Below are 19,923 nucleotides of genomic sequence, written 5' to 3'. Positions count from 1 at the left end.
GCAATGAACCACGCGGCTTGCTAATTCGACCGTGAGCGCTTTGTCGTAGGCGTTGTCGGCGCTTCCCCTAGCTTCCCCTTCATCGCCTCGATGAACGCCCGCACCTTCGGCGACGGCAGCCGCGTCGACGGATACACCGCGTGAATGCCGGCCGGCGCCGTGCGCCAGCCCGGCAACAGCCGCACGAGCCGCCCGGCCGCGACGTCGTCCGCGGTCGAGAAATCCGTCAGCAGCCCGAAGCCACCGCCCGCGAGCACGATCGCGCGGCACGCGGTCGCGGTGTTCGACACGACCGGCGCGACGCAGCGCACCGACGCGCGGCCGCCGCGTGCGTCGTCGAGTTCGAGCGTATGCGGGCGCGGCAGCGACGACAGCATCACGAACGGCAGCGCGGCAAGCGCATCGGGGTCGCGCGGCAGCCCGTGTCGCGCGACGAACGCCGGGCTCGCGACCAGCCATTTCTCGTAGGTGCCGAGCTGCACCGCGCGATAGTTGGAATCGGCAAGCCGCCCGATGCGGATCGCGACGTCGAGGTTGTCGGCGACGAGATCGACCACGCGGTCGTTCGCGACCAATTCGACGGCGAGCGCCGGATGCCGGTCGCGCAGCGCGACGACGGCCGGCGCGACGACCAGCGCGCCATAGTCGATCGGCACGCTCACGCGCAGCGTGCCGCGCAGCGGCCCGGCGTCGGACGACACCGCGTCGAGCGCGGCTTCGGTCGCGCGCACGATGTCGCGGCATGCGTCGTAGAACACGCGTCCCGCGTCGGTCACGCTCAGCCGCCGCGTCGTGCGCACCAGCAGGTTCGCGCCAACCTCGGATTCGAGGCGCTGCATGTGCGTGCTGACGACCGTCTTCGCGAGGCCGAGCCGCTCGGCGGCGGCCGTCAGCGAGCCGGCGTCGACCACCGCGACGAAGATCGCCAGCCGGTTCAGGTTCACGTCGCGCAGATCGGCCATCGTCGATTGTCCTATAGAAGAGGATAATGTTTCAGTGATTATCCGTCTTCTGGCGACGAACGGCGAGCGTTACGCTGGAGCCGTTCGTCGCCGATCCCCGGCGGCGCGAGATTCCGGAGTGTTTCCATGTCTGCCGCCAGCAAGCCCGCCTCGCCGATCCGCGTCTATTCGTTCCTGCTGTCCGGGCACGCGCACCGCGTCCGGTTGTTCCTGTCGCTGCTCGGGTTGCCGTCGAAGACCATCGACGTCGATCTCGCGGCCGGCGCGCAGCGCGAACCGGCGTTTCTCGCATTGAATCCGCTCGGGCAGGTGCCGGTGATCGACGACGGCGGCACCGTGATCGCCGATTCGAACGCGATCCTGGTGTATCTCGCGAAGCGCTACGGCGACGCGCACTGGCTGCCCGACGACCCGGTAGGCGCGGCTGTCGTGCAGCGCTGGCTGTCGTATGCGGCCGGCCCGATCGCGTCGGGTCCGGCCGCCGCGCGGCTCGTGACCGTGTTCGGCGCGACGCTCGACCCGGAAGCGGCCAAGCGCACAGCCGCGAAGGTGCTCGACGTGATCGATCGCGAGCTGGCCGGCAAGCCGTTCGCGGCCGGCGCGCAGCCGACGATCGCGGACATCGCCGCGTACACGTACATCGCGCACGCACCGGAAGGCGGCGTGTCGCTCGAACCGTATCCGCACGTGCGTGCATGGCTGGCGCGTATCGAGGCGTTGCCGGGCTTCGTCGCGATGCCGACGACGCGCGCCGGCCTGCTCGCCGCTTGACGCTTACTGCCACTGCGCCTGTTCAGGAGAACGTGATGAATGCGCCGACCGCCGTCGTACCGGGCTGGGAACTCGACACCGCGCCGTTTCATGCGGGCGAGCTTGCCGTGCAGCAGCGCGCGGGCGTGACGGACGCGGCGAGCGCGGCCGGCCGGCGCGGGATTCGGCGCTTCATGCCGGACCAGCACCGGACGTTTTTCGCGCAACTGCCGTTCTTCGTGCTCGGCGGCGTCGATGCGCACGGCCAGCCGTGGGCGACGCTGCGGGCCGGGGCGCCGGGTTTCGTCACGTCGCCGGACGCCCGCACGCTGCGCATCGCGGCGCCCGCGCTGCCGGGCGACCCGCTGGCCGGCGCGTGGCAGGCGGGCGCGCCGCTCGGCGGCCTCGGAATCGAATTCGATACGCGGCGGCGCAATCGCGTGAATGGCGTCGTGCGCGCGGTCGACGGCGATGCGCTGACGATCGCGGTCGAGCAGAGCTTCGGCAATTGCGCGAAGTACATCCAGGGTCGCAAGCCGACCTTCGTCGCGCGGGACGTCGAGGCGTCTGTCGCGCCGGACGTGTCGGACGCGCTGAGCGGTGCGGATCGCGCGCTGCTCGCGCAGGCCGACACGTTCTTCGTCGCGAGCGCGAATACGTCGGCGGAGGCGGGCGCGGCGCGCGGCGCGGACGTGTCGCATCGCGGCGGGATGCCGGGCTTCGTGCGCGTCGACGATGCGCGTACGTTGACGACGCCCGATTTCAGCGGCAACCGGTTCTTCAACACGCTCGGCAACCTGCAGCACGATCCGCGCGCGGGGCTGCTGTTCATCGATTTCGACAGCGGCGATGTGCTGTATGTCGCCGCGCGCGCGGAGATCGTGTGGGACGGGCCGGACGTCGCGTCGTTCGACGGCGCGCAGCGCGTCGTGCGGTTTCATGTGCGGGAAGTGCGGCGCGTGCGTGCGGTGCTGCCGTTCCGGTGGTCGGCGGTCGAGCGCGCGCCGCAGTTCGCCGCGATGGCGGCGGCGGCGACGGCGACGGCGTTGGGCAGAGCGGCGGCAACGGCCGGACCCGCGCCGTCCGCGGTCGCGCCGTCACCGGCGCCCGCATGGCGGTCGCTGCGCATCGCGAAGATCGTCGACGAAGCCCGCGCGATCCGGTCGTTTCATTTCGAACCGGCGGATGGCGGTGCATTGCCCGCGTACGAAGCGGGTCAGCATCTGACGCTGCGCATCGCGCTGCCGGGCAGCGACGCGCCCGCGATTCGCAGCTATACGCTGTCCGATGCACCGGGCGGCACGCAGTACCGGATCACCGTGAAGCGTGAAGGGCGCGTATCGGCGTGGCTGCACGATCACGCGCAGGCCGGCATGACGCTCGACGCGCAGATGCCGCGCGGCCGCTTCACGTTCGATCTCGCGAGCCCGCGGCCGGCCGTGCTCGTGTCGGCTGGCATCGGCATCACGCCGATGATCGCGATGCTGCGCCGGGCACTGGCCGACGACACGCCGTCGCGCCGTATCGTGTTCGTGCATGGCGCACGCGAAGCCGCCGATCGGCCGTTCGCGGCCGAACTGGCGCGCCTCGCGGCCGCCGATGCCCGCCTGTCGCTTCACTGGTTCGACAGTCGTCCTCAAGAAAGCACGGTGGCGCAGGCCGGCCGCATCGACATCGGGCAACTGAAGCGGGTGCTGTCGTTCGACGACTACGATTTCTATCTGTGCGGGCCGGCGGCCTTCATGCGCGACCTGTACGACGGGCTGCGCGCGCTGAACGTGCCGGACGAGCGCATCCGTTTCGAGGCGTTCGGGCCGTCGAGCGTCTCGCGCAGTGCGACCCGCGCGGCTGCCGCGCCTGCGGCGGCAAGCGTGCCGGTCGTGTTCCGGCGCACGGGGCGCGACGCCGCATGGACGCCCGCCGACGGCACGCTGCTCGAATTCGCGGAAGGGCAGCGCGTGGCCGTGCCGTCCGAATGCCGCGCCGGTTCGTGCGGCACGTGCGCGACGCGCGTGCTGTCCGGCGCGGTGGAATACGAGCAAACGCCCGATGCGCCGGTCGAGCCCGGCTGCGCGCTGCTGTGCGTCGCGCGGCCCGCGCAAGGCGCGACGCAGCCGCTCGTGCTCGACCGCTGACGCGCGTGCGACATGCCGCCGCAGAGGGCCTGCTGCGCGAAAACCGTGCGCAACTGCTTCTTTTTTCGGATGCCGTCCGGATCGACGATAGCGTCAACCGATTCGATAAAGGAGCCCATCATGAAACTGCTCGGCATGGTCCGCCTGGTCCTGTGGAGTTTCTTCGGCGTGCGCAACAGCAAGGCGCACGCGACCGATCTCGCGAACGCCAACTTCACGCTGCTGCCGTTCGTCGCGATCCTGCTTGCGCTGCTGGTCGGCGCGGTCATTTACGGTGTCGTGCATCTGGTCGTCGATCCGACCGTGACGATGCAGGGGTTCTGAGCGAACGGCTGATGAACCGGTCGCGGGTCGCCATTCTCGCTCCGGTTCAAGGTCGCCCGACCGGCGGAGGATGACGCTGGTATCGGCGGCCGGCACGCACGACGCGCATCGCGACCGAATCGCGGCCGTTGCCGCCGGCGCCGCCGTTATCGCGCCGCTCAAACCGTCTGTCCTCGTTCCCGTTTCCCCCCGTCCTTCGTTCCGCCGGATTCCGCGGCCCTTCGCCGCGCCCGGGGTAAAATGCGCGCCACGCCGCGATGTCGCGCGCCGGGCAGGCCGCCGTTCCGATGAACGGCCGGCGTCAGTGCCCGCCGCCCGCACCGGGGCGTTCGAAGCGTCCCCCGCATGACACGACCGCGCGAGGCAGCCGGCCGGCCGACAGGCACCCGACGAGCCCGTCGGCCGCTGCGTCGGTTTCCGGCGCGTCATCCGAATCCGATGTCCCATCCTGCGTTGTTCCGACCGGTCGGCCGCTTGCACGCCGCAGGTTCCGGTTCGTCTGATGAATATCGTGTCGACGCACGTGTCCGGTGACGGGCGCGGCGGCATTCGCGGGCGCACGCTTTGCAGCTTCGTAACGGGTTTGGGGTTTGGGGTTTGGGGTTTCGGGTTTCGACAGGTCGAGTGGCGAGTTTTCCATCCAGAACAATGACGGTGAATAGAACAACAGCGGCGCCCGCACGGCGGCGGCGCGCGAAGGTCGGGCTCGGTGTCGGTCTCGGCGTCACGCTTTTCGCGGCGCAGGCTGCCGTGGCCCAGGGCGACACGCCCGCGCCGGGCACCGAAGCGGCCGGCAACGCGACGTTGCCCGCGATCACGGTGAGCGGCGAGCGCGGCCAGCCGCTACGCGCGCGCGAAGCGTCGGTGGCCGGGCTCGACGACGCGCCGCTGCGCGACACGCCGGCATCGGTGAACGTGATCACGCGTGCGCTGATCGACGATCAGCAGGCGAAGCGGCTGAGCGACGTCGTGCGCAACGATGCGTCGGTCGTCAACGACTATGCGCCGGTTGGCTATTTCGAAGGCTTCGCGATCCGCGGCTTTCCGGTCGATCTCGCGAGCGCGATTCGGATCGACGGGCTGACGGTGTCCGGCGAGCAGAACGTGCCGCTCGAGAACAAGGAGCGCGTCGAGATCCTGAAAGGGCTCGCGGGCATCGACAGCGGCGTCGTCGCACCGGGCGGCGTGATCAACTTCGTGACCAAGCGTTCCGCGAACGTCGCGAGCGTGACGGGCGGCGTCGACAGCCGCGGCTCGACGTCGGCGGCCATCGATCTCGGCCGCCGCTTCGGCCCCGATCATCAGTTCGGGTTCCGGATCAATGCGGCGAAGGAGAACATGCACTCCTATATCGACGGCACGAACGGGCGGCGCACGTTCGGCTCGATCGCCGCCGACTGGGATATCAGCCCGCGCGCGAGCCTGCAGCTCAATGCCGAATTCCAGCAGTGGATCCAGCGTTCCGCGCCCGGCTACCAGTTGCTCGGCGGCACGGTCGTGCCGTCGGTCAAGACGACGTCGAAGGCGCTCGGCACGCAGCCGTGGGCGAAACCCGTGACGACCGATGCGCTGAACCTGAACGCGCGTTTCGACTACCAGTTCAACGACGACTGGAAGGCGTACGTCGCCGTGGGCCGTAGCCGCACGATGATCGACGACAACAGCGCGTTCGCGTACGGCTGCTCGTATGCGGCGAGCTGCGCGGCCGGCGCGACGTCGCCGTTCTTCTTCGGCGCGAACGGCGACTACGACGTGTACGACTTCCGCAGCCCCGGCGAATACCGACGCAACGACGATCTGCGCGCGGTCACGACCGGCAAGTTCGCGACGGGGCCACTGCGGCACGAGCTGACGCTCGGCGTGAGCGTGCAGCGCCGCGTCGTGCACATGGCCGACGCCGTGTACGACTACGTGGGCAGCGAGAATATCTACGGGCCCGACCTGACCTTTCCGCCGTCGCCGAATTCACCGGGGCCGTCGTATCCGCGCCTCGACGCGTGGCAGTACGGCGTGTTCGGGCTCGACCGCATCAGTATCGGCGAACACTGGCAAGTGCTCGCGGGCGGCAAGGAAGTGCTGCTGCGCCAGCGCAGCTGGAGCAGCCTCGACGGCGAGACGACGCATACCGACCGCTCGGTGTTCCTGCCGCAGGTCGCGCTCGTCTACAAGCCGGTGAACGTCCTGTCGCTGTATGCGTCGTACAGCAAGGCGCTGTCGCTCGGCGACCAGGCGCCCGTGCGCGCGACCAACGCATATGCGTTCCTGCCGCCCGTCGAATCGCACCAGATCGAAGTCGGCGCGAAATACGACTGGCTCGATCGGCTGAGCCTCACGGCCGCCGTGTTCTCGATCAGCAAGCCGTTCCAGTTCGCTGACCCGGATGCGTCGGGCACGAGCTACACGTTCGTGCAGCGCGGCACTCAGCGGCACCAGGGGATCGAACTCGGCGCGGCCGGGCGTGTGACCGAGCGGCTGGGCCTGACGGCCAGCGTCGCGGCGATTCGCGCCCGCGCGGTCGATTCGGGGTCGCCGGCCTACGAAGGGCACCAGATCATCAACGTGCCCGCGCTGCGCGCGTCGCTGTATGCGGACTACGCGGTGCCGGGCGTCGCGGGCCTGAACGTGCTCGGCGGCGTGGAATACAGCGCGGCGCGCAACGCGAACGAGGAGGGCACCGCGCGCGTGCCGTCGTGGTTCGTGTTCAATCTGGGCGCGCGTTATACGACCAAGATCGGCGGTCATCGCACGGTGTTGCGCGTGTCGGTGGACAATCTGTTCAACAAGTTCTACTGGCGCGACGCAGGCGAGCAGCAGGGCGATGCGTACCTGTTCCCCGGTGCGCCGCGCACCGCGCGTGTATCGTTGACCTATGATTTCTGACCGACCGGGTTCGGCCGCGTGACGCGCGGCCGCGGCAGCTCATCAGGAGAGCACAGACGATGTCCCCACTCGAAATCGCCGGCGTGATCGTCAGCGCGCTCGCAATTTGGTTGACGGCGAAACGGCGCATGCTGTGCTGGCCGGTCGGCCTCGCGTCGGTCGCGCTGTACGGCTGGATCTTCTTCGACGCGAAGCTGTACTCGGACATGCTGCTGCAGGGCGCCTTCGCGGTGCTCCAGGTGTACGGCTGGCAGCGCTGGCTCGCGCAGCGCGCGAGCGAGGCCGACGGTAGTGCCGACGGCGGGGCTGCGCCAGCCGGCGACGTCGCGCCCGTGACCGGCGTGCGGCCGCTCAGGATGCTGCCCGACCTGATCGCGGCGGTCATCGGCAGTGCGCTGCTCGGCGGGATGATGGCGCGCTGGACCGATGCGGCGCTGCCGTTCGTCGACGCGTCGCTGACCGCGTTCAGCCTCGTCGCCCAATACTGGACCGCGCGGCGCTACATCGCGTCGTGGGGGCTGTGGATCGTCGTGAACGTCGTGTACGTCGGGATGTTCGTGTTCAAGGAACTGTATCTGACGGCCGGGCTCTATGCGCTATTCATCGGGCTGGCCGTCGTCGGCTGGCGCGACTGGAGCCGCACGGCCGCCGCATTGCGCGCGGCCGCGGGCGGCCCGCTCGCATCGGGCGGCGGCGCGCGCTGATCCGCGCACGGATTCAACCACGGAGCAACGTCGTTCATGTCATTCCCCCTCGAGCCGGACGGCCCTCTGTCGCGCGACGTCGCCCCGCCGCAATTCGGCGTGGACGGCGAGCAGGCCGAACGCGACTGGCCGCTGATCACGCACGACGAAGTGGCAGCCGTGCTCGCGCGGATCGACGGCGCGGGCGAGCCGGTGCGGCTGACGTGGCACAGCCCGCGGCAGTTCGCGGCAGCGGTACTGGTGCGGATGGCGGACGGGCGCGGGTTGTTCGTCAAGCGTCATCACGCGAGCCTGCGCGATGTCGCGGGGCTGGAGGAAGAGCATCGCTTCATCGCGCATTTGCGTGAGCGCGGCGTGCCGGTGGTGGACGTGCTGGCCGATCGCAACGGTGCGACCGCGTTTGCGTCCGGCGAGTGGACTTACGAGGTGCACGTGCTGGCGCCCGGCGTCGATCCGTATCGCGGTGTGATGTCGTGGCAGCCGTTCACGCATCCGTCGCATGCGTATGCGGCTGGCCGCGCGCTGGCCGAACTGCATCGCGCGTCGGCCGGCTACGATGCGCCCGCGCGCCCCGTGCGCACGCTGCTGTCGAGTTTCCGGGTGCTGTCGTCCACCGATCTGGCGGGCGCGCTCGAACGCTGGGTCGACGCGCAGCCGCTGCTGGTGCGCGCGCTCGGCTCGCGCGACTGGCGCGGCGACGTGGCCGACGCGATCGGCCCGTATCACGCGCGCCTCGTGCCGCTGTTGCCTGCGTTAGCGCCGCTGTGGACGCACGGCGACTGGCACGCGTCGAACCTGCTGTGGACCGATGCGGGGCCCGGCGCGCAGGTGCGCACCGTGCTCGATTTCGGCTTGTCGGACCGCACCTGCGCGGTGATGGATCTCGCGCTCGCGATCGAGCGCAATACCGTCGACTGGATGGCGCCGGCCGATGCACGGCGCGTGGAATACGACCAGATCGACGCGCTGCTCGACGGCTACGAATCGCTCGAACCGTTGAGCGACGACGCGTATGCGGCGCTGGTCGCGCTTTTGCCGATCGTGCATACGGAGTTCGCGCTGTCGGAAGTCGCGTATTTCGGCTGCATCATCGATGCGCCGGCGATCGTCGACATCGCGTACGACGGTTACCTGATCGGGCATGCGCGGTGGTTCGGCGAACGCGACGGGCGGCAGTTGCTCGATTGGCTCGAGCAGCGGCGGCGCGAGAAGCAACGCATCACCTGATTCACGTGCGGGGCCGTACGGCCTGCGCGTGTCAAATCTCCGAACCTCTGCATTCTTTCGTGCGGCCATCGCGCCGCGCGCTCACTGAATCTTCCTGATCGTCGAAAGGGGATGCCGTCCCCACAGGGCACCGCACGTCTGCGTACGGCTACGCCCAACATGACGGAAATATCATCTTCGCCTCATGTTCGCACTGCGGCCGGTCCGTAGCATCGGTCGCGAACCGTTACCGCAGAACCGAACATGCTCAAGCTCAACCTCAACCTCGTCGCGGCCATCGTCTTCGTGATGGTCGCGACGGCTCATGCGCAGCCATTGCTGACGCCGGGCCCGGGCGCCGCTGCCGCCAGCAGCGCGACGCCGATCGGCGCTCCCCCATCCGATACGCTCCCCGCGTCGTCATTGACGCTCTCCGATGCGCTCGCGGTCGCGGCGCGGAACAATCCGGCGCTGCGCGGCGCACGCGCGGATGTCGATGCGTCGGCCGGCGCGCTGATGCAGGCCGGCGCGCGGCCCAATCCTGAGGTGTCGTTCCTGCAGGAGGGCTTCAGCCGCGCCGAACGCACGTCGACCGCATTGATCAACCAGACCATCGAACTGGGCGGCAAGCGCCGCGCGCGGCTCGACGTGGCGTCGTACGGCCGCGAGGCGGCCAACGCGTCGCTCGACGAGCAGGGCGCGGCCGTGCGTGCCGACGTGATCGCCGCGTTCTACGGGCTGCTCGCCGCGCAGCGCCAGCTTCAGGTGACCGAGGAATCGGCCGCGATCGCGGCGCGCTCGGCGGATCTCGCGGGGCGTCGCGCGCAGGCCGGCAAGGTGTCGCCGGTCGAGGCGACCAAGGCGCAGGTGGCGGCGGCCGGCGTGCAGATCGAAGTCGTGACCGCGCGTGGCCGTGTCGAGGTCGCGCGCGAAAAGCTGAACGCGGTGATGGGCGAAGCGCGCGATGACCGCCTCGCGGTGCGCGGCGACCTGGAAACCGTGCCGCCGGTCGAGCCGCTGTCCGCGCTGACCGTGCAACTCGACGACGCGCCGCTCGCGCGGGTCGCGCGTGCCGAGATGCTGCGCTCGAACGCAGCCGTGTCGCTGGAGCGCGCGCGGCGCATTCCGGACGTGACGGTCAGTGCAGGCTTCAAGCGCGTGACCACGGGCGGCGTGCCCGAGAACCAGGCCGTGGTCGGCGTATCGATCCCGATTCCGCTGTTCAACACGAACAAGGGTGCGCTGCTCGAGGCGACGCACAAGGCCGAGCGCGCAAACGCCGATCTCGATCGCGAGCGCACGCGCCTGCGGCTGGAACTGACGCAGGCATACGCGAATTTCGAGGCCGCGGAGCAGGAAGCGCAGCGGCTGAAGGTCGACATCCTGCCGGCCGCGCGTCTCGCGCTCGATGCGATGTCGCGCGGCTACGAACTCGGGAAGTTCAGCTTCCTCGATGTGCTCGACGCGCAGCGCACGCTGTTCCAGGGGCAATCGCAATACGTGCGTGCGCTCGCCGGCGCCCATGCGGCCCGCGCCGATATCGGCCGGCTCGTCGGCACGCCGCTCGCGGCCGTCGCGCAATGAGCGCTCCTCTTACCTGAAGGATCATCATGTCACGCAGCAGAATCTTCGTTATTGCGGCGGCCGTGCTCGGCGGCGCAGGGATCGTGATCGGCGCGCTCGCCGTCACGCGGGGCGGCAGCAGCGCATCGGCGCCGCCGGCCGCCGATGCCGCGCAGCCGGCCGAGGGCGCCGGTGCGCGCGGCGGTGTCGTGCTGAAGCGCGGCAAGCTGTCCGTCGAGATCGTGATGACGGAAAAGCCGGGCGACGCGCGGCTCGTCGTCTATCCGTTCGTCGACGGCAAGCCGGTGGACAAGGGCGTGACCGTGTCCGGCACGCTGGTGCGGTACGACCGCACGCACGAGCCGTTGCGATTCGACGCGGCCGGCCAGAAGTTCGTGTCCGCGCAGCCGATCGCGAAGCCGCACGTGTTCGATGCGACGATCGACGTAAAGGCCGGCAACGACGCCGCGTCGTTCCCGTTCGCGCGCGCCGACGGCGCGATCGCGCTGACCGACGCGCAACTGGCGACGTCGAAGATCGCGCTCGCGAAAGCCGGCCCCGCACAGATCGCGACGCCGTTCCAGCTTCCCGGCGAAATCAAGTTCAACGAGGATCGCACCGCGCACGTGGTGCCGCGCGTGGCCGGCATCGTCGAGCAGGTGTCGGTATCGCTCGGCCAGAACGTCGCGAAAGGGCAGGTGCTCGCCGTGATCGCGAGCACCGATCTGGCCGACCGCCGCAGCGAGCTGCTGACGGCCGAGCGCCGGCTGTCGGGTGCGCGCGCAACCTACGAACGCGAACGCACGCTGTGGAAGGAGCGCATTTCGGCCGAGCAGGATTACCAGCAGGCGCAGGTGCAGTTGCGCGAGGCCGAGATCGCCGTGCAGAACGCGCGGCAGAAGCTCGCCGCGCTGAATGCGCCGGTCGGCGCGGGCGCGCTGAACCGTTATGAACTGCGCGCGCCGTTCGCGGGCACGATCGTCGAGAAGCATGCGACGCCCGGCGAGGCGATTGCCGCCGACGCGAGCATGTTCGTGATCTCCGACCTGTCGACCGTGTGGGCCGAGATGGCGGTGCCCGCGCAGCGGCTCAACGACGTGCGCGTCGGTCGCGATGCCACGGTGAGCGCGACCGCGTTCGAATCGCGTTCGAGCGGCCCGATCGCGTACGTGGGGTCGCTGCTCGGCGAGCAGACGCGCACCGCGCCGGCGCGCGTCGTGCTGCCGAACCCGGATCGCGTGTGGCGCCCGGGAATGTTCGTGAACGTGTCGGTCGACGCGGGCAGGCAGGCCGTGCCGCTCGCGGTCGCGAGCGACGCGTTGCAGGACGTCGACGGTGCGCCGTCGGTGTTCGTGCGCTCGCCGAAGGGCTTCGTCGCGCAGGCGGTCGAAACCGGGCGGCGCGACGAACGCGCGACCGAGGTGCTGAAGGGGCTCAAGCCCGGCCAGGAATACGCGGTGTCGAACAGTTTCGTGCTGAAGGCGGAGCTCGGCAAGGGGAGCGCGGAACATGAATGAGCAGCAATACGCGTGCGCCGTGGCGCGACTGGCGGCCCGCTATGCGGCCTGCTTTCCGGTCGGCCGGGTGACCGGCCGCGCAGCCCGTCCGGTGCGGCCGACCGTGCCCCGTTTCAAGGAATCCCGACATGTTTGAGCGCCTGATCCGCTTTGCGATTGCGCATCGCTGGCTGGTGATGCTGGCGATCGCGGCCGTGGCCGCGCTCGGCGTGTTCAGCTACCAGCGGCTGCCGATCGACGCGGTGCCCGACATCACGAACGTGCAGGTGCAGATCAACACGTCCGCGCCCGGCTACTCGCCGCTCGAGGCCGAGCAGCGCATCACCTATCCGGTCGAGACCGTGATGGCCGGGCTGCCGGGGCTGGAGCAGACGCGCTCGATCTCGCGCTACGGGCTGTCGCAGGTCACCGTGATCTTCAAGGACGGCACCGACATCTACTTCGCGCGGCAGCTCGTCAACGAGCGCATCCAGGAAGCGAAGGACAAGCTGCCGCCCGGCATCGCGCCCGCGATGGGGCCGACGTCGACCGGCCTCGGCGAGATCTACCTGTGGACCGTCGAGGCCGACGCCAACGCGCGCAAGCCCGACGGCACGCGCTATACGGCGGCCGACCTGCGCGAGCTGCAGGACTGGGTCGTGCGGCCGCAACTGCGCAACGTGCGCGGCGTGACCGAGGTCAACTCGATCGGCGGCTACGTGAAGGAATACCGCGTCGCGCCGAATCCGGCGAAGCTGATGTCGTACGGGCTGACGCTTGCCGACGTCGTGCGCGCGCTGGAGCGCAACAACGACAACGTCGGCGCCGGCTACATCGAAAAGCGCGGCGAGCAGTATCTGGTGCGCGTGCCGGGCCAGGCGCGCACCGTCGACGACATCGCGAACATCGTGCTGACCAACGTGGGCGGCGTGCCGGTGCGGATGAAGGACGTCGGCGTGGTCGACATCGGCCGCGAACTGCGCACCGGCGCCGCGACGTCGAACGGCGAGGAAGTCGTGCTCGGCACGGTCTTCATGCTGATGGGCGAGAACAGCCGGACGGTGTCGAAGGCCGTCGCCGCGAAGATGGAGGACGTGAACCGCACGCTGCCGGCCGGCGTGAAGGCGATTCCGGTGTACGACCGCACGGTGCTGGTCGAGAAGGCCGTCGCCACCGTGAAGAAGAACCTGCTCGAAGGCGCGGTGCTCGTGATCGCCGTGCTGTTCCTGTTTCTCGGCAACATCCGCGCGGCGCTGATCACCGCGCTCGTGATCCCGCTGTCGATGCTGATGACCTTCACCGGCATGGTCAACGCGAAGGTGAGCGCGAACCTGATGAGCCTCGGCGCGCTCGACTTCGGGATCATCGTCGACGGCGCGGTGGTGATCGTCGAGAACTGCGTGCGGCGGCTCGCGCATGCGCAGTCGGCAGCCGGCCGGCCGCTCACGCGCGACGAGCGCTTTGCCGAAGTGTTCGGCGCATCGCAGGAGGCGCGCCGAGCGCTGATCTTCGGGCAACTGATCATCATGGTCGTGTACCTGCCGATCTTTGCGCTGACCGGCGTCGAAGGCAAGATGTTCCACCCGATGGCGATCACCGTCGTAATGGCGCTCGCCGCCGCGATGGTGCTGACCGTCACGTTCATTCCGGCGGCCGTCGCGTTGTTCATCGGCGAGCGGGTCGAGGAGAAGGAGAACCGGTTGATGGGCTGGGCGCGGCGAGCGTACGAACCGGTGCTCGCCGCGTTCATGACGCGTCCGGCGCGCGTGATGATCGGGGCGGGCGCGATCGTGCTGGTCACGCTAGGGCTCGCGACGCGGCTCGGCAGCGAGTTCATTCCGAGCCTCAACGAGGGCGATCTTGCCGTGTCCGCGCTGCGGATTCCCGGCACGAGCCTGTCGCAGTCGGTCGAGATGCAGAAGTCGATCGAGAAGACGCTGAAGGCGCGCTTCCCCGAGATCGAGCGCGTGTTCGCGCGCACCGGGACGGCCGAGATCGCGGCCGACCCGATGCCGCCGAACCTGTCGGACGGCTACATCATGCTGAAGCCGGCCGACACGTGGCCCGACCCGAAGAAGCCGCGCGACCAGCTCGTGCGGGAGATCGAGGAAGCGCTCGCCGAGCTGCCGGGCAACGCGTACGAGTTCTCGCAGCCGATCCAGCTGCGCTTCAACGAACTGATCTCGGGCGTGCGCAGCGACGTCGCCGTGAAGATCTTCGGCGACGACATGGCCGTGCTGAACCAGACCGGCGAGCAGATCGCGGCCGCGTTGCAGAAGGTGCCGGGCGCGTCGGAGGTGAAGGTCGAGCAGACCACGGGCCTGCCGGTGCTGACCGTCAACCTCGACCGCGACAAGCTCGCGCGCTACGGCGTGAGCGTCGCCGATCTCCAGGATTCGGTGGCCGCGGCCGTCGGCGGGCAGAAGGCCGGCACGCTGTTCCAGGGCGACCGCCGCTTCGACATTGTCGTGCGGCTGCCCGACGAACTGCGCTCCGACATCGAGGCGATCAAGCGGCTGCCGATCGCGCTGCCCGCGCCGGCCGCCGGCGCCAGCGCGCCGCTCGCGGCGGCGCCGTACGTGCCGCTCGCGGAGCTCGCGACGATCGACGTGGCCCCCGGCCCGAACCAGATCAGCCGCGAGGACGGCAAGCGGCGGGTGGTCGTCAGCGCGAACGTGCGCGGCCGCGACGTCGGTTCGTTCGTCGCCGATGCGCGCGAGCAGTTGCAGCAGGACGTGCGCGTGCCGGCCGGGTACTGGGTGTCGTGGGGCGGGCAGTTCGAGCAGTTGCAAAGCGCGAGCGAGCGCCTGAAGCTCGTCGTGCCGCTCGCGCTGTTCATGGTGTTCGTGCTGCTGTTCGTGATGTTCAACAACGTGAAGGACGGGCTGCTGGTGTTTACCGGCATTCCGTTCGCGCTGAGCGGCGGCGTCGTGTCGCTGTGGCTGCGCGGGATTCCGCTGTCGATCACGGCGGCGGTCGGCTTCATCGCGCTGTCCGGCGTGGCCGTGCTCAATGGTCTCGTGATGATCTCGTTCATCCGTAACCTGCGCGACGAAGGCATGCCGCTCGATGCCGCGGTGCACGACGGCGCGCTCACGCGGCTGCGGCCCGTGCTGATGACCGCGCTGGTCGCGTCGCTCGGCTTCCTGCCGATGGCGTTCGCGACCGGCACCGGCGCCGAGGTGCAGCGCCCGCTCGCGACGGTCGTGATCGGCGGTATCCTGTCGTCCACGGCGCTGACGCTGCTGGTGCTGCCGGTGCTGTACCGGGTCAGCCATGCGGTGTCGTGGCGCGCGGCGTTGCGCGGCGGCTTCGGCGCGGGCGTGCTGCGCCGACTGGGTTTTTTCAAGGGTAATGCGTGATGCGAATTCTGATTGTCGAGGATGAACCGAAAACGGGCGCGTATCTGCGCAAGGGTCTGACCGAGGCCGGCTACGTTGTCGACTGGGTCGAGGACGGCATCACGGGCCAGCACCAGGCAGAAACGGAGGAGTACGACCTGCTCGTGCTCGACGTGATGCTGCCCGGGCAGGACGGCTGGACGCTGCTGCAGAACCTGCGGCGCAGCAAATCGACGCCCGTGCTGTTCCTCACTGCCCGTGACGACGTCGGCGATCGCGTGAAGGGGCTCGAACTCGGCGCGGACGACTATCTCGCGAAGCCGTTCGACTTCGTCGAGCTGACCGCGCGCATCAAGTCGATTCTGCGGCGCGGCCAGCCGCGCGATTCGAACACGCTGCGCGTGGCCGATCTCGAACTTGACCTGACCCGCCGCAAGGCCACGCGGCAGGGCGACACGATCCTGCTGACCGCGAAGGAGTTCGCGCTGCTGTGGCTGCTGATGCGTCGCGAAGGGGAGATCCTGCCGCGCGCGACGATCGCGTCGCAGGTGTGGGACATGAACTTCAACAGCGACACGAACGTCGTCGATTCGGCGATCCGCCGGCTGCGCTCGAAGATCGACGACGCGTACGAACCGAAGCTGATCCATACGGTGCGCGGCATGGGCTACGTGCTCGAAGCGCGCGGCGGCGCGGCCGCATGATCGCGCGCCTGCTGCCGCGGACGCTGCGCGGCCGGCTGACCGCGCTGATTATCCTGTCGACGTCGGTGATCCTCGCGTCGAGCGGCGTCGCATTGTACGAAGCGCTGAGCAACCGTGTCGAAACGACGGCAGCCGAGCAGATGGCCGGTATTTCCGCCGCATTGGGGGCGCACCTGGCCGAGGCGCGCACGACGGCCGACGTCGCGCGCAACACCGATATCTGGATCGACCAGTTGCACGGTCATCCGAACATGGATCTCGCGATCTTCGATGCCGCCGGTACGCGCCTCGTCGGCACGCCCGGCTTCCGTCCGTACGCGCCGCTGATGTTGACGAACGCCGGGCGCGTGCCGGTCGGCATCGCCCCGCCCGGCGCAAGACACCAGTATCTGCTGACGACCGTGCCGCTCGCCGGCGCGGGTGCGCCGGTGGTGCGCGTCGCCGTGCAGTACGATCGCAGCGCCGACGTGCTGCTGCTGCGCACGCATGCCTATACGATCGTCGTGATCGAGGTGTTCGGCGTGGTGCTTGCGGCCGCGATCGCATACGGCATCGCCGCGCTCGGGCTGAGCCCGCTGCGGCGGTTCGCGGCGCGCGCGGAGCAGATGTCGTCGAGCCGGCTCGCGCATCCGCTGCCGGAACTCGATACGTCCGGCGAGCTGAAGGAGCTCGAGCATGCGTTCAACGGCATGCTCGCGCGGCTGAACGAATCGTTCACGCGCCTGAGCCAGTTCTCGTCGAATCTCGCGCACGACATGCGCACGCCGCTAACGAACCTGCAGGCGGCCGCGCAAGTCGTGCTGTCGCAACCGCGCAGCGCGGACGAATACCGGAGCGTGATCGAGTCGAGCATCGACGAATACCAGCGGCTGTCGCGGATGATCGAGGACATGCTGTTTCTCGCGCGTTCGGAACAGGCCGGCACGTCGATCGGGGTGCGGCGCCTAAATGCGGCGGAGGAGGCGGAGCGGGTGGCCGGCTACTACGAGCCGCTGGCGGAAGACGAAGGCGTGACCGTGAAGGTCGACGGCCACGCATGGGTCGATGCGGACCTGACGCTGTATCAGCGCGCGTTGAGCAACCTGCTGTCGAATGCGTTAACTTATGCGCCGCGCGGCAGCGTCGTGACGATCGATTGCGTCGAGCAGGGCGGTGCGACGACGATCGCCGTGTCCGACACGGGGCCCGGCATTGCCGCCGAGCATGTCGGGCGGATTTTCGAGCGCTTTTATCGCGTCGATCCGTCGCGGCACAATTCGGCGTCGGGCACGGGGCTCGGCCTCGCGATCGTCCGGTCGATCATGGACAATCACGGCGGCGAATGCGGCGTCGACAGCGAGCCGGGCCGCCGCACGACTTTCTGGCTGCGCTTTCCGCGACGGCCGGCCGAACCGGGACGGCCGGCCGCCATCGGCACCTGACAGCGCGGGCGGGAACGCCCGCGCGTTCGCCGCGAGGCGGCCGCGCGCGGTGCGCGGCCCGCGGCCATGTGGCCCGCCATCATTGCTTCGCGGTCAGGTTGTCGTGGTTGTCGGTCTGCGGCTTCTTCTCGCCGCCATGCACCGAAATCCCGTGAAGCTCCTTGTTGCGCGCGACGATCTCGCCGGTCGGCGGGTACTGCGTCTTGCTGATCGGCACGACGCCGTCGTGCTGCGCCTGCTTCAGTTCGTTGACCACCTGCGTGCGGGACTTGCCCTGCGTTTGCGTTTGGGCGAACGCGGCCTGCGTGGCCATGCCGAGCGACAGCGTGGCGGTGACGAACAGTGCTGCGAATTTTGCCGTTTTCATCGAGTGCTCTCCTTGATCAGGGCCGCCGGGTGGCGAACCATGGACCCAGTATGCGAAAGCAGCCGTGCGTGATCGTGATCGCGAGATGAAAAATGCGTCAGATTGCGGGGGGCAAGAAGGCGTCATGCGGACTCGGTCGACATGACGCAACCGTCATGTTCGCGTCATGGATGCGATGAGCGGGGAGCGGAACATGAAGCCTGCCGTTGGCCGATGCGCCGGCGGCATTCGTGCCGATCGCGATAGCCGCATCGATCGCGGGCGGCGCCGTTCAGACCTTCATTCCGGACCGAAAATTGCCTCGTCCCGCCATTCGCCTCGCCTTGATCGCAGTCCTGATTGCCCCACTGTTCGCGGGCTGCGCATCGACACGTTCCGACACCACGGCCACTTACGGCGCCGCGCGCAAGCCCGTGCCGGCCGACCTGGCGCCGGGCGAGCAAATCGACTATGCCGGGCATCGCTGCGGCAATCCGAACCTGTACGTGAAAACGCATCCGTGCGTGTACCCGCTGCGCGATTCCGCGCCGTGAGCGTCGGACACGCATAAAAAACGGCCCGGCACTCGAAGAGCCCGGGCCTAACGCGTGATCGTGCCGTGCGGCAGCGACCCGCTGCGTGGACGGGAACGGGCAGGGCCCGATACCGTGCCGATCGTAGCGACGCGACGCATCGCGAACCTGATCGGAACATGACATTTTCGTCACGCAGCGCGCAGGGTCGGCTGCCTCGCTCAGAAGCGGTGGCGCAAACCGAGATTGAGGATGCCCTGCGTGCGCGTGCCGCCGTAGCCGTACGAGCCGATCGACGCCTGCGCCGCCTGCGTGCCGCCGTCGAGCGTGCGCTGTTCGCCGTTCGCGCGTTGCCACGCGCCGACCGCATAGAGATCGGTGCGCTTGGACAGCACGTAGTCGGCGCCGGCGGACACCTGATGGTAGGTCGCGCTCGTATCGCCGCGGGCCTTCGTGTAGCTGTAGCCGACGCCGACGAGCAGGCTCGCGGTTGCCTGATAGTTGAAGAACCCGCGCGCGGTGTCGTATTTCTGCGTGCTGCGAAAGGCCGTCATCGCATCGGCCTTGTACTGCGCATTGCTGTAATCGATACCGATCGTGAACGGCGCGAAGGTGTAGCGCAACGCGCCGCGTGCGATGCCGATCGACTTCGCCGAGAGGTAGCCGCCGTTGACCAGCGACCCGTCGAACGTGCCGTCCGACGTGCCGTTCCAGCCGGTCCGGACGCCGTTCGCGAGCGAGGCGCGGTTGGCCGCATAGTAGTAGCCGCCCGCCGCGTCGAACGGGCCATGGTTGTACGACAGGCCGGCCGACCAGGTTTGGCCGGCGCCGCTCTTGCCGGCCACGCCGCCGAGCGCGTACATGCCGACGAACTGGAAGCCGCCGACCACGGGTGACGTGTACTTCACCGCGTTGTCGGTGCGCGACGACGTGTCGTAGTTGTCGACGTCGCCGGGCGTCGCGTACACGCTGCCGAAGTAGAAATCGCCGGTGATCGGCCACGCGACATCGGCGAGCGCGTCGTACTGGCGGCCGAGCGTGAGTGTTCCCCAGCGAGCGCTTTCCAGCCCGACGAACGCCTGCCGGCCGAACATCCGGTTGCCTTGCCCGAGCGCGCCGGTGTTCGGGTTGAAGCCGTTTTCCAGCGTGAAGATCGCTTTCAGCCCGCCGCCGAGATCTTCCGCGCCTTTCACGCCGAAGCGGTTGCCGAGCAGGTTGCCGTTGCCGAGGCCGACGAGGTTCCTGCCTTGTGCATCGGCATTCCACACAACCGTCAGCGATGTATCGAACAGGCCGTACAGCGTGACTTCCGTTGCATGAGCCGCGTGCGCGGCCGTCAGCAGCGCCCCTGACATCATGACGATTCGAACTGGAGTTTTCATGGTGTGTCCCTGAAGTTCAAGATGAACGTTTCGTGCATCGTTCGATGCAGGCGCCGCGCGTGGCAGCGACGGGCCGGCATATCGCGATTGCGCTGGCGATTCTGGAAAGCGTTCGGATCGTGGAGGTGAGGGACAAATGAGAAAAATGTCATCGCGGTGTCATGCGTGCGGAAACA

At 68.9% G+C, this 19,923-nt stretch carries 16 protein-coding genes; 13 read left to right on the top strand and 3 right to left on the bottom strand.

What is annotated here, in order from left to right:
* Positions 1–20 precede the first annotated feature (20 nt).
* Positions 21–962, bottom strand: a complete 942-nt coding sequence (locus AP428_RS23780; RefSeq protein ID WP_011548333.1) for a LysR family transcriptional regulator — start codon at positions 960–962, stop codon at positions 21–23.
* A gap of 126 nt (positions 963–1,088) precedes the next feature.
* On the opposite strand from AP428_RS23780, the gene AP428_RS23775 reads away from it, so the two are divergent.
* From AP428_RS23775 to AP428_RS23725, 12 genes are all read left to right on the top strand, one after another.
* Positions 1,089–1,733 carry a glutathione S-transferase family protein gene (locus AP428_RS23775; RefSeq protein WP_011548332.1) on the top strand — a complete coding sequence of 215 codons (645 nt, stop codon included), beginning with the start codon at positions 1,089–1,091 and terminating at the stop codon, positions 1,731–1,733.
* 35 nt (positions 1,734–1,768) lie between these two features.
* A complete protein-coding gene (locus AP428_RS23770) occupies positions 1,769–3,847 on the top strand; it encodes a pyridoxamine 5'-phosphate oxidase family protein (protein ID WP_011548331.1) in 2,079 nt (692 codons plus the stop codon).
* Between the two features lie 120 nt (positions 3,848–3,967).
* The gene (locus AP428_RS23765) at positions 3,968–4,171 is read left to right on the top strand and encodes a DUF2970 domain-containing protein (RefSeq protein WP_006486164.1); all 204 of its coding nucleotides are present in this window, start codon (positions 3,968–3,970) and stop codon (positions 4,169–4,171) included.
* A 648-nt stretch (positions 4,172–4,819) separates the two neighbouring features.
* Positions 4,820–7,051 carry a TonB-dependent siderophore receptor gene (locus AP428_RS23760; protein WP_011548328.1) on the top strand — a complete coding sequence of 744 codons (2,232 nt, stop codon included), beginning with the start codon at positions 4,820–4,822 and terminating at the stop codon, positions 7,049–7,051.
* A gap of 59 nt (positions 7,052–7,110) precedes the next feature.
* Positions 7,111–7,755: a nicotinamide riboside transporter PnuC gene (gene pnuC / locus AP428_RS23755; RefSeq protein ID WP_006479634.1), complete on the top strand. Its 645-nt coding sequence runs from the start codon at positions 7,111–7,113 to the stop codon at positions 7,753–7,755.
* A gap of 36 nt (positions 7,756–7,791) precedes the next feature.
* Positions 7,792–8,982: a phosphotransferase enzyme family protein gene (locus AP428_RS23750; protein ID WP_011548327.1), complete on the top strand. Its 1,191-nt coding sequence runs from the start codon at positions 7,792–7,794 to the stop codon at positions 8,980–8,982.
* Positions 8,983–9,225: 243 nt separating this feature from the next.
* Positions 9,226–10,545 (top strand): TolC family protein, encoded by a 1,320-nt coding sequence (locus AP428_RS23745; protein ID WP_011548326.1) that lies wholly within the window; start codon positions 9,226–9,228, stop codon positions 10,543–10,545.
* Positions 10,546–10,571: 26 nt separating this feature from the next.
* On the top strand, positions 10,572–12,041 hold the full coding sequence (locus AP428_RS23740; protein ID WP_011548325.1) for an efflux RND transporter periplasmic adaptor subunit: 1,470 nt from the start codon (positions 10,572–10,574) through the stop codon (positions 12,039–12,041).
* Complete coding sequence (locus AP428_RS36835) at positions 12,034–12,177, top strand: hypothetical protein (protein ID WP_155295626.1); 144 nt, start codon at positions 12,034–12,036, stop codon at positions 12,175–12,177. The genes AP428_RS23740 and AP428_RS36835 overlap by 8 nt, the downstream gene beginning before the upstream one ends.
* Positions 12,170–15,382 carry an efflux RND transporter permease subunit gene (locus tag AP428_RS23735; RefSeq protein ID WP_011548324.1) on the top strand — a complete coding sequence of 1,071 codons (3,213 nt, stop codon included), beginning with the start codon at positions 12,170–12,172 and terminating at the stop codon, positions 15,380–15,382. Before AP428_RS36835 ends, AP428_RS23735 begins: the two co-directional genes overlap by 8 nt.
* The gene (irlR, locus tag AP428_RS23730; RefSeq protein ID WP_006490455.1) at positions 15,382–16,065 is read left to right on the top strand and encodes a heavy metal response regulator transcription factor IrlR; all 684 of its coding nucleotides are present in this window, start codon (positions 15,382–15,384) and stop codon (positions 16,063–16,065) included. Before AP428_RS23735 ends, irlR begins: the two co-directional genes overlap by 1 nt.
* The gene (locus AP428_RS23725) at positions 16,062–17,486 is read left to right on the top strand and encodes a heavy metal sensor histidine kinase (RefSeq protein ID WP_011548322.1); all 1,425 of its coding nucleotides are present in this window, start codon (positions 16,062–16,064) and stop codon (positions 17,484–17,486) included. Before irlR ends, AP428_RS23725 begins: the two co-directional genes overlap by 4 nt.
* A gap of 79 nt (positions 17,487–17,565) precedes the next feature.
* Here the strand turns inward: AP428_RS23725 and AP428_RS23720 are convergent, their stop codons facing one another.
* A complete protein-coding gene (locus tag AP428_RS23720; protein WP_011548321.1) occupies positions 17,566–17,853 on the bottom strand; it encodes a DUF4148 domain-containing protein in 288 nt (95 codons plus the stop codon).
* Between the two features lie 206 nt (positions 17,854–18,059).
* Between AP428_RS23720 and AP428_RS23715 the strand changes: the two genes are divergently transcribed.
* The gene (locus AP428_RS23715; protein WP_011548320.1) at positions 18,060–18,386 is read left to right on the top strand and encodes a hypothetical protein; all 327 of its coding nucleotides are present in this window, start codon (positions 18,060–18,062) and stop codon (positions 18,384–18,386) included.
* A gap of 200 nt (positions 18,387–18,586) precedes the next feature.
* Here the strand turns inward: AP428_RS23715 and AP428_RS23710 are convergent, their stop codons facing one another.
* The gene (locus AP428_RS23710; protein WP_011548319.1) at positions 18,587–19,747 is read right to left on the bottom strand and encodes a porin; all 1,161 of its coding nucleotides are present in this window, start codon (positions 19,745–19,747) and stop codon (positions 18,587–18,589) included.
* Positions 19,748–19,923: the final 176 nt, after the last annotated feature.

The organism is Burkholderia sp. E168m22 (assembly GCF_001319805.1).
Lineage (GTDB): Bacteria > Pseudomonadota > Gammaproteobacteria > Burkholderiales > Burkholderiaceae > Burkholderia > Burkholderia orbicola.
The sequence above is the reverse complement of the archived record's forward strand: the minus strand, read 5'-3'. Positions and strand labels throughout refer to the sequence as shown.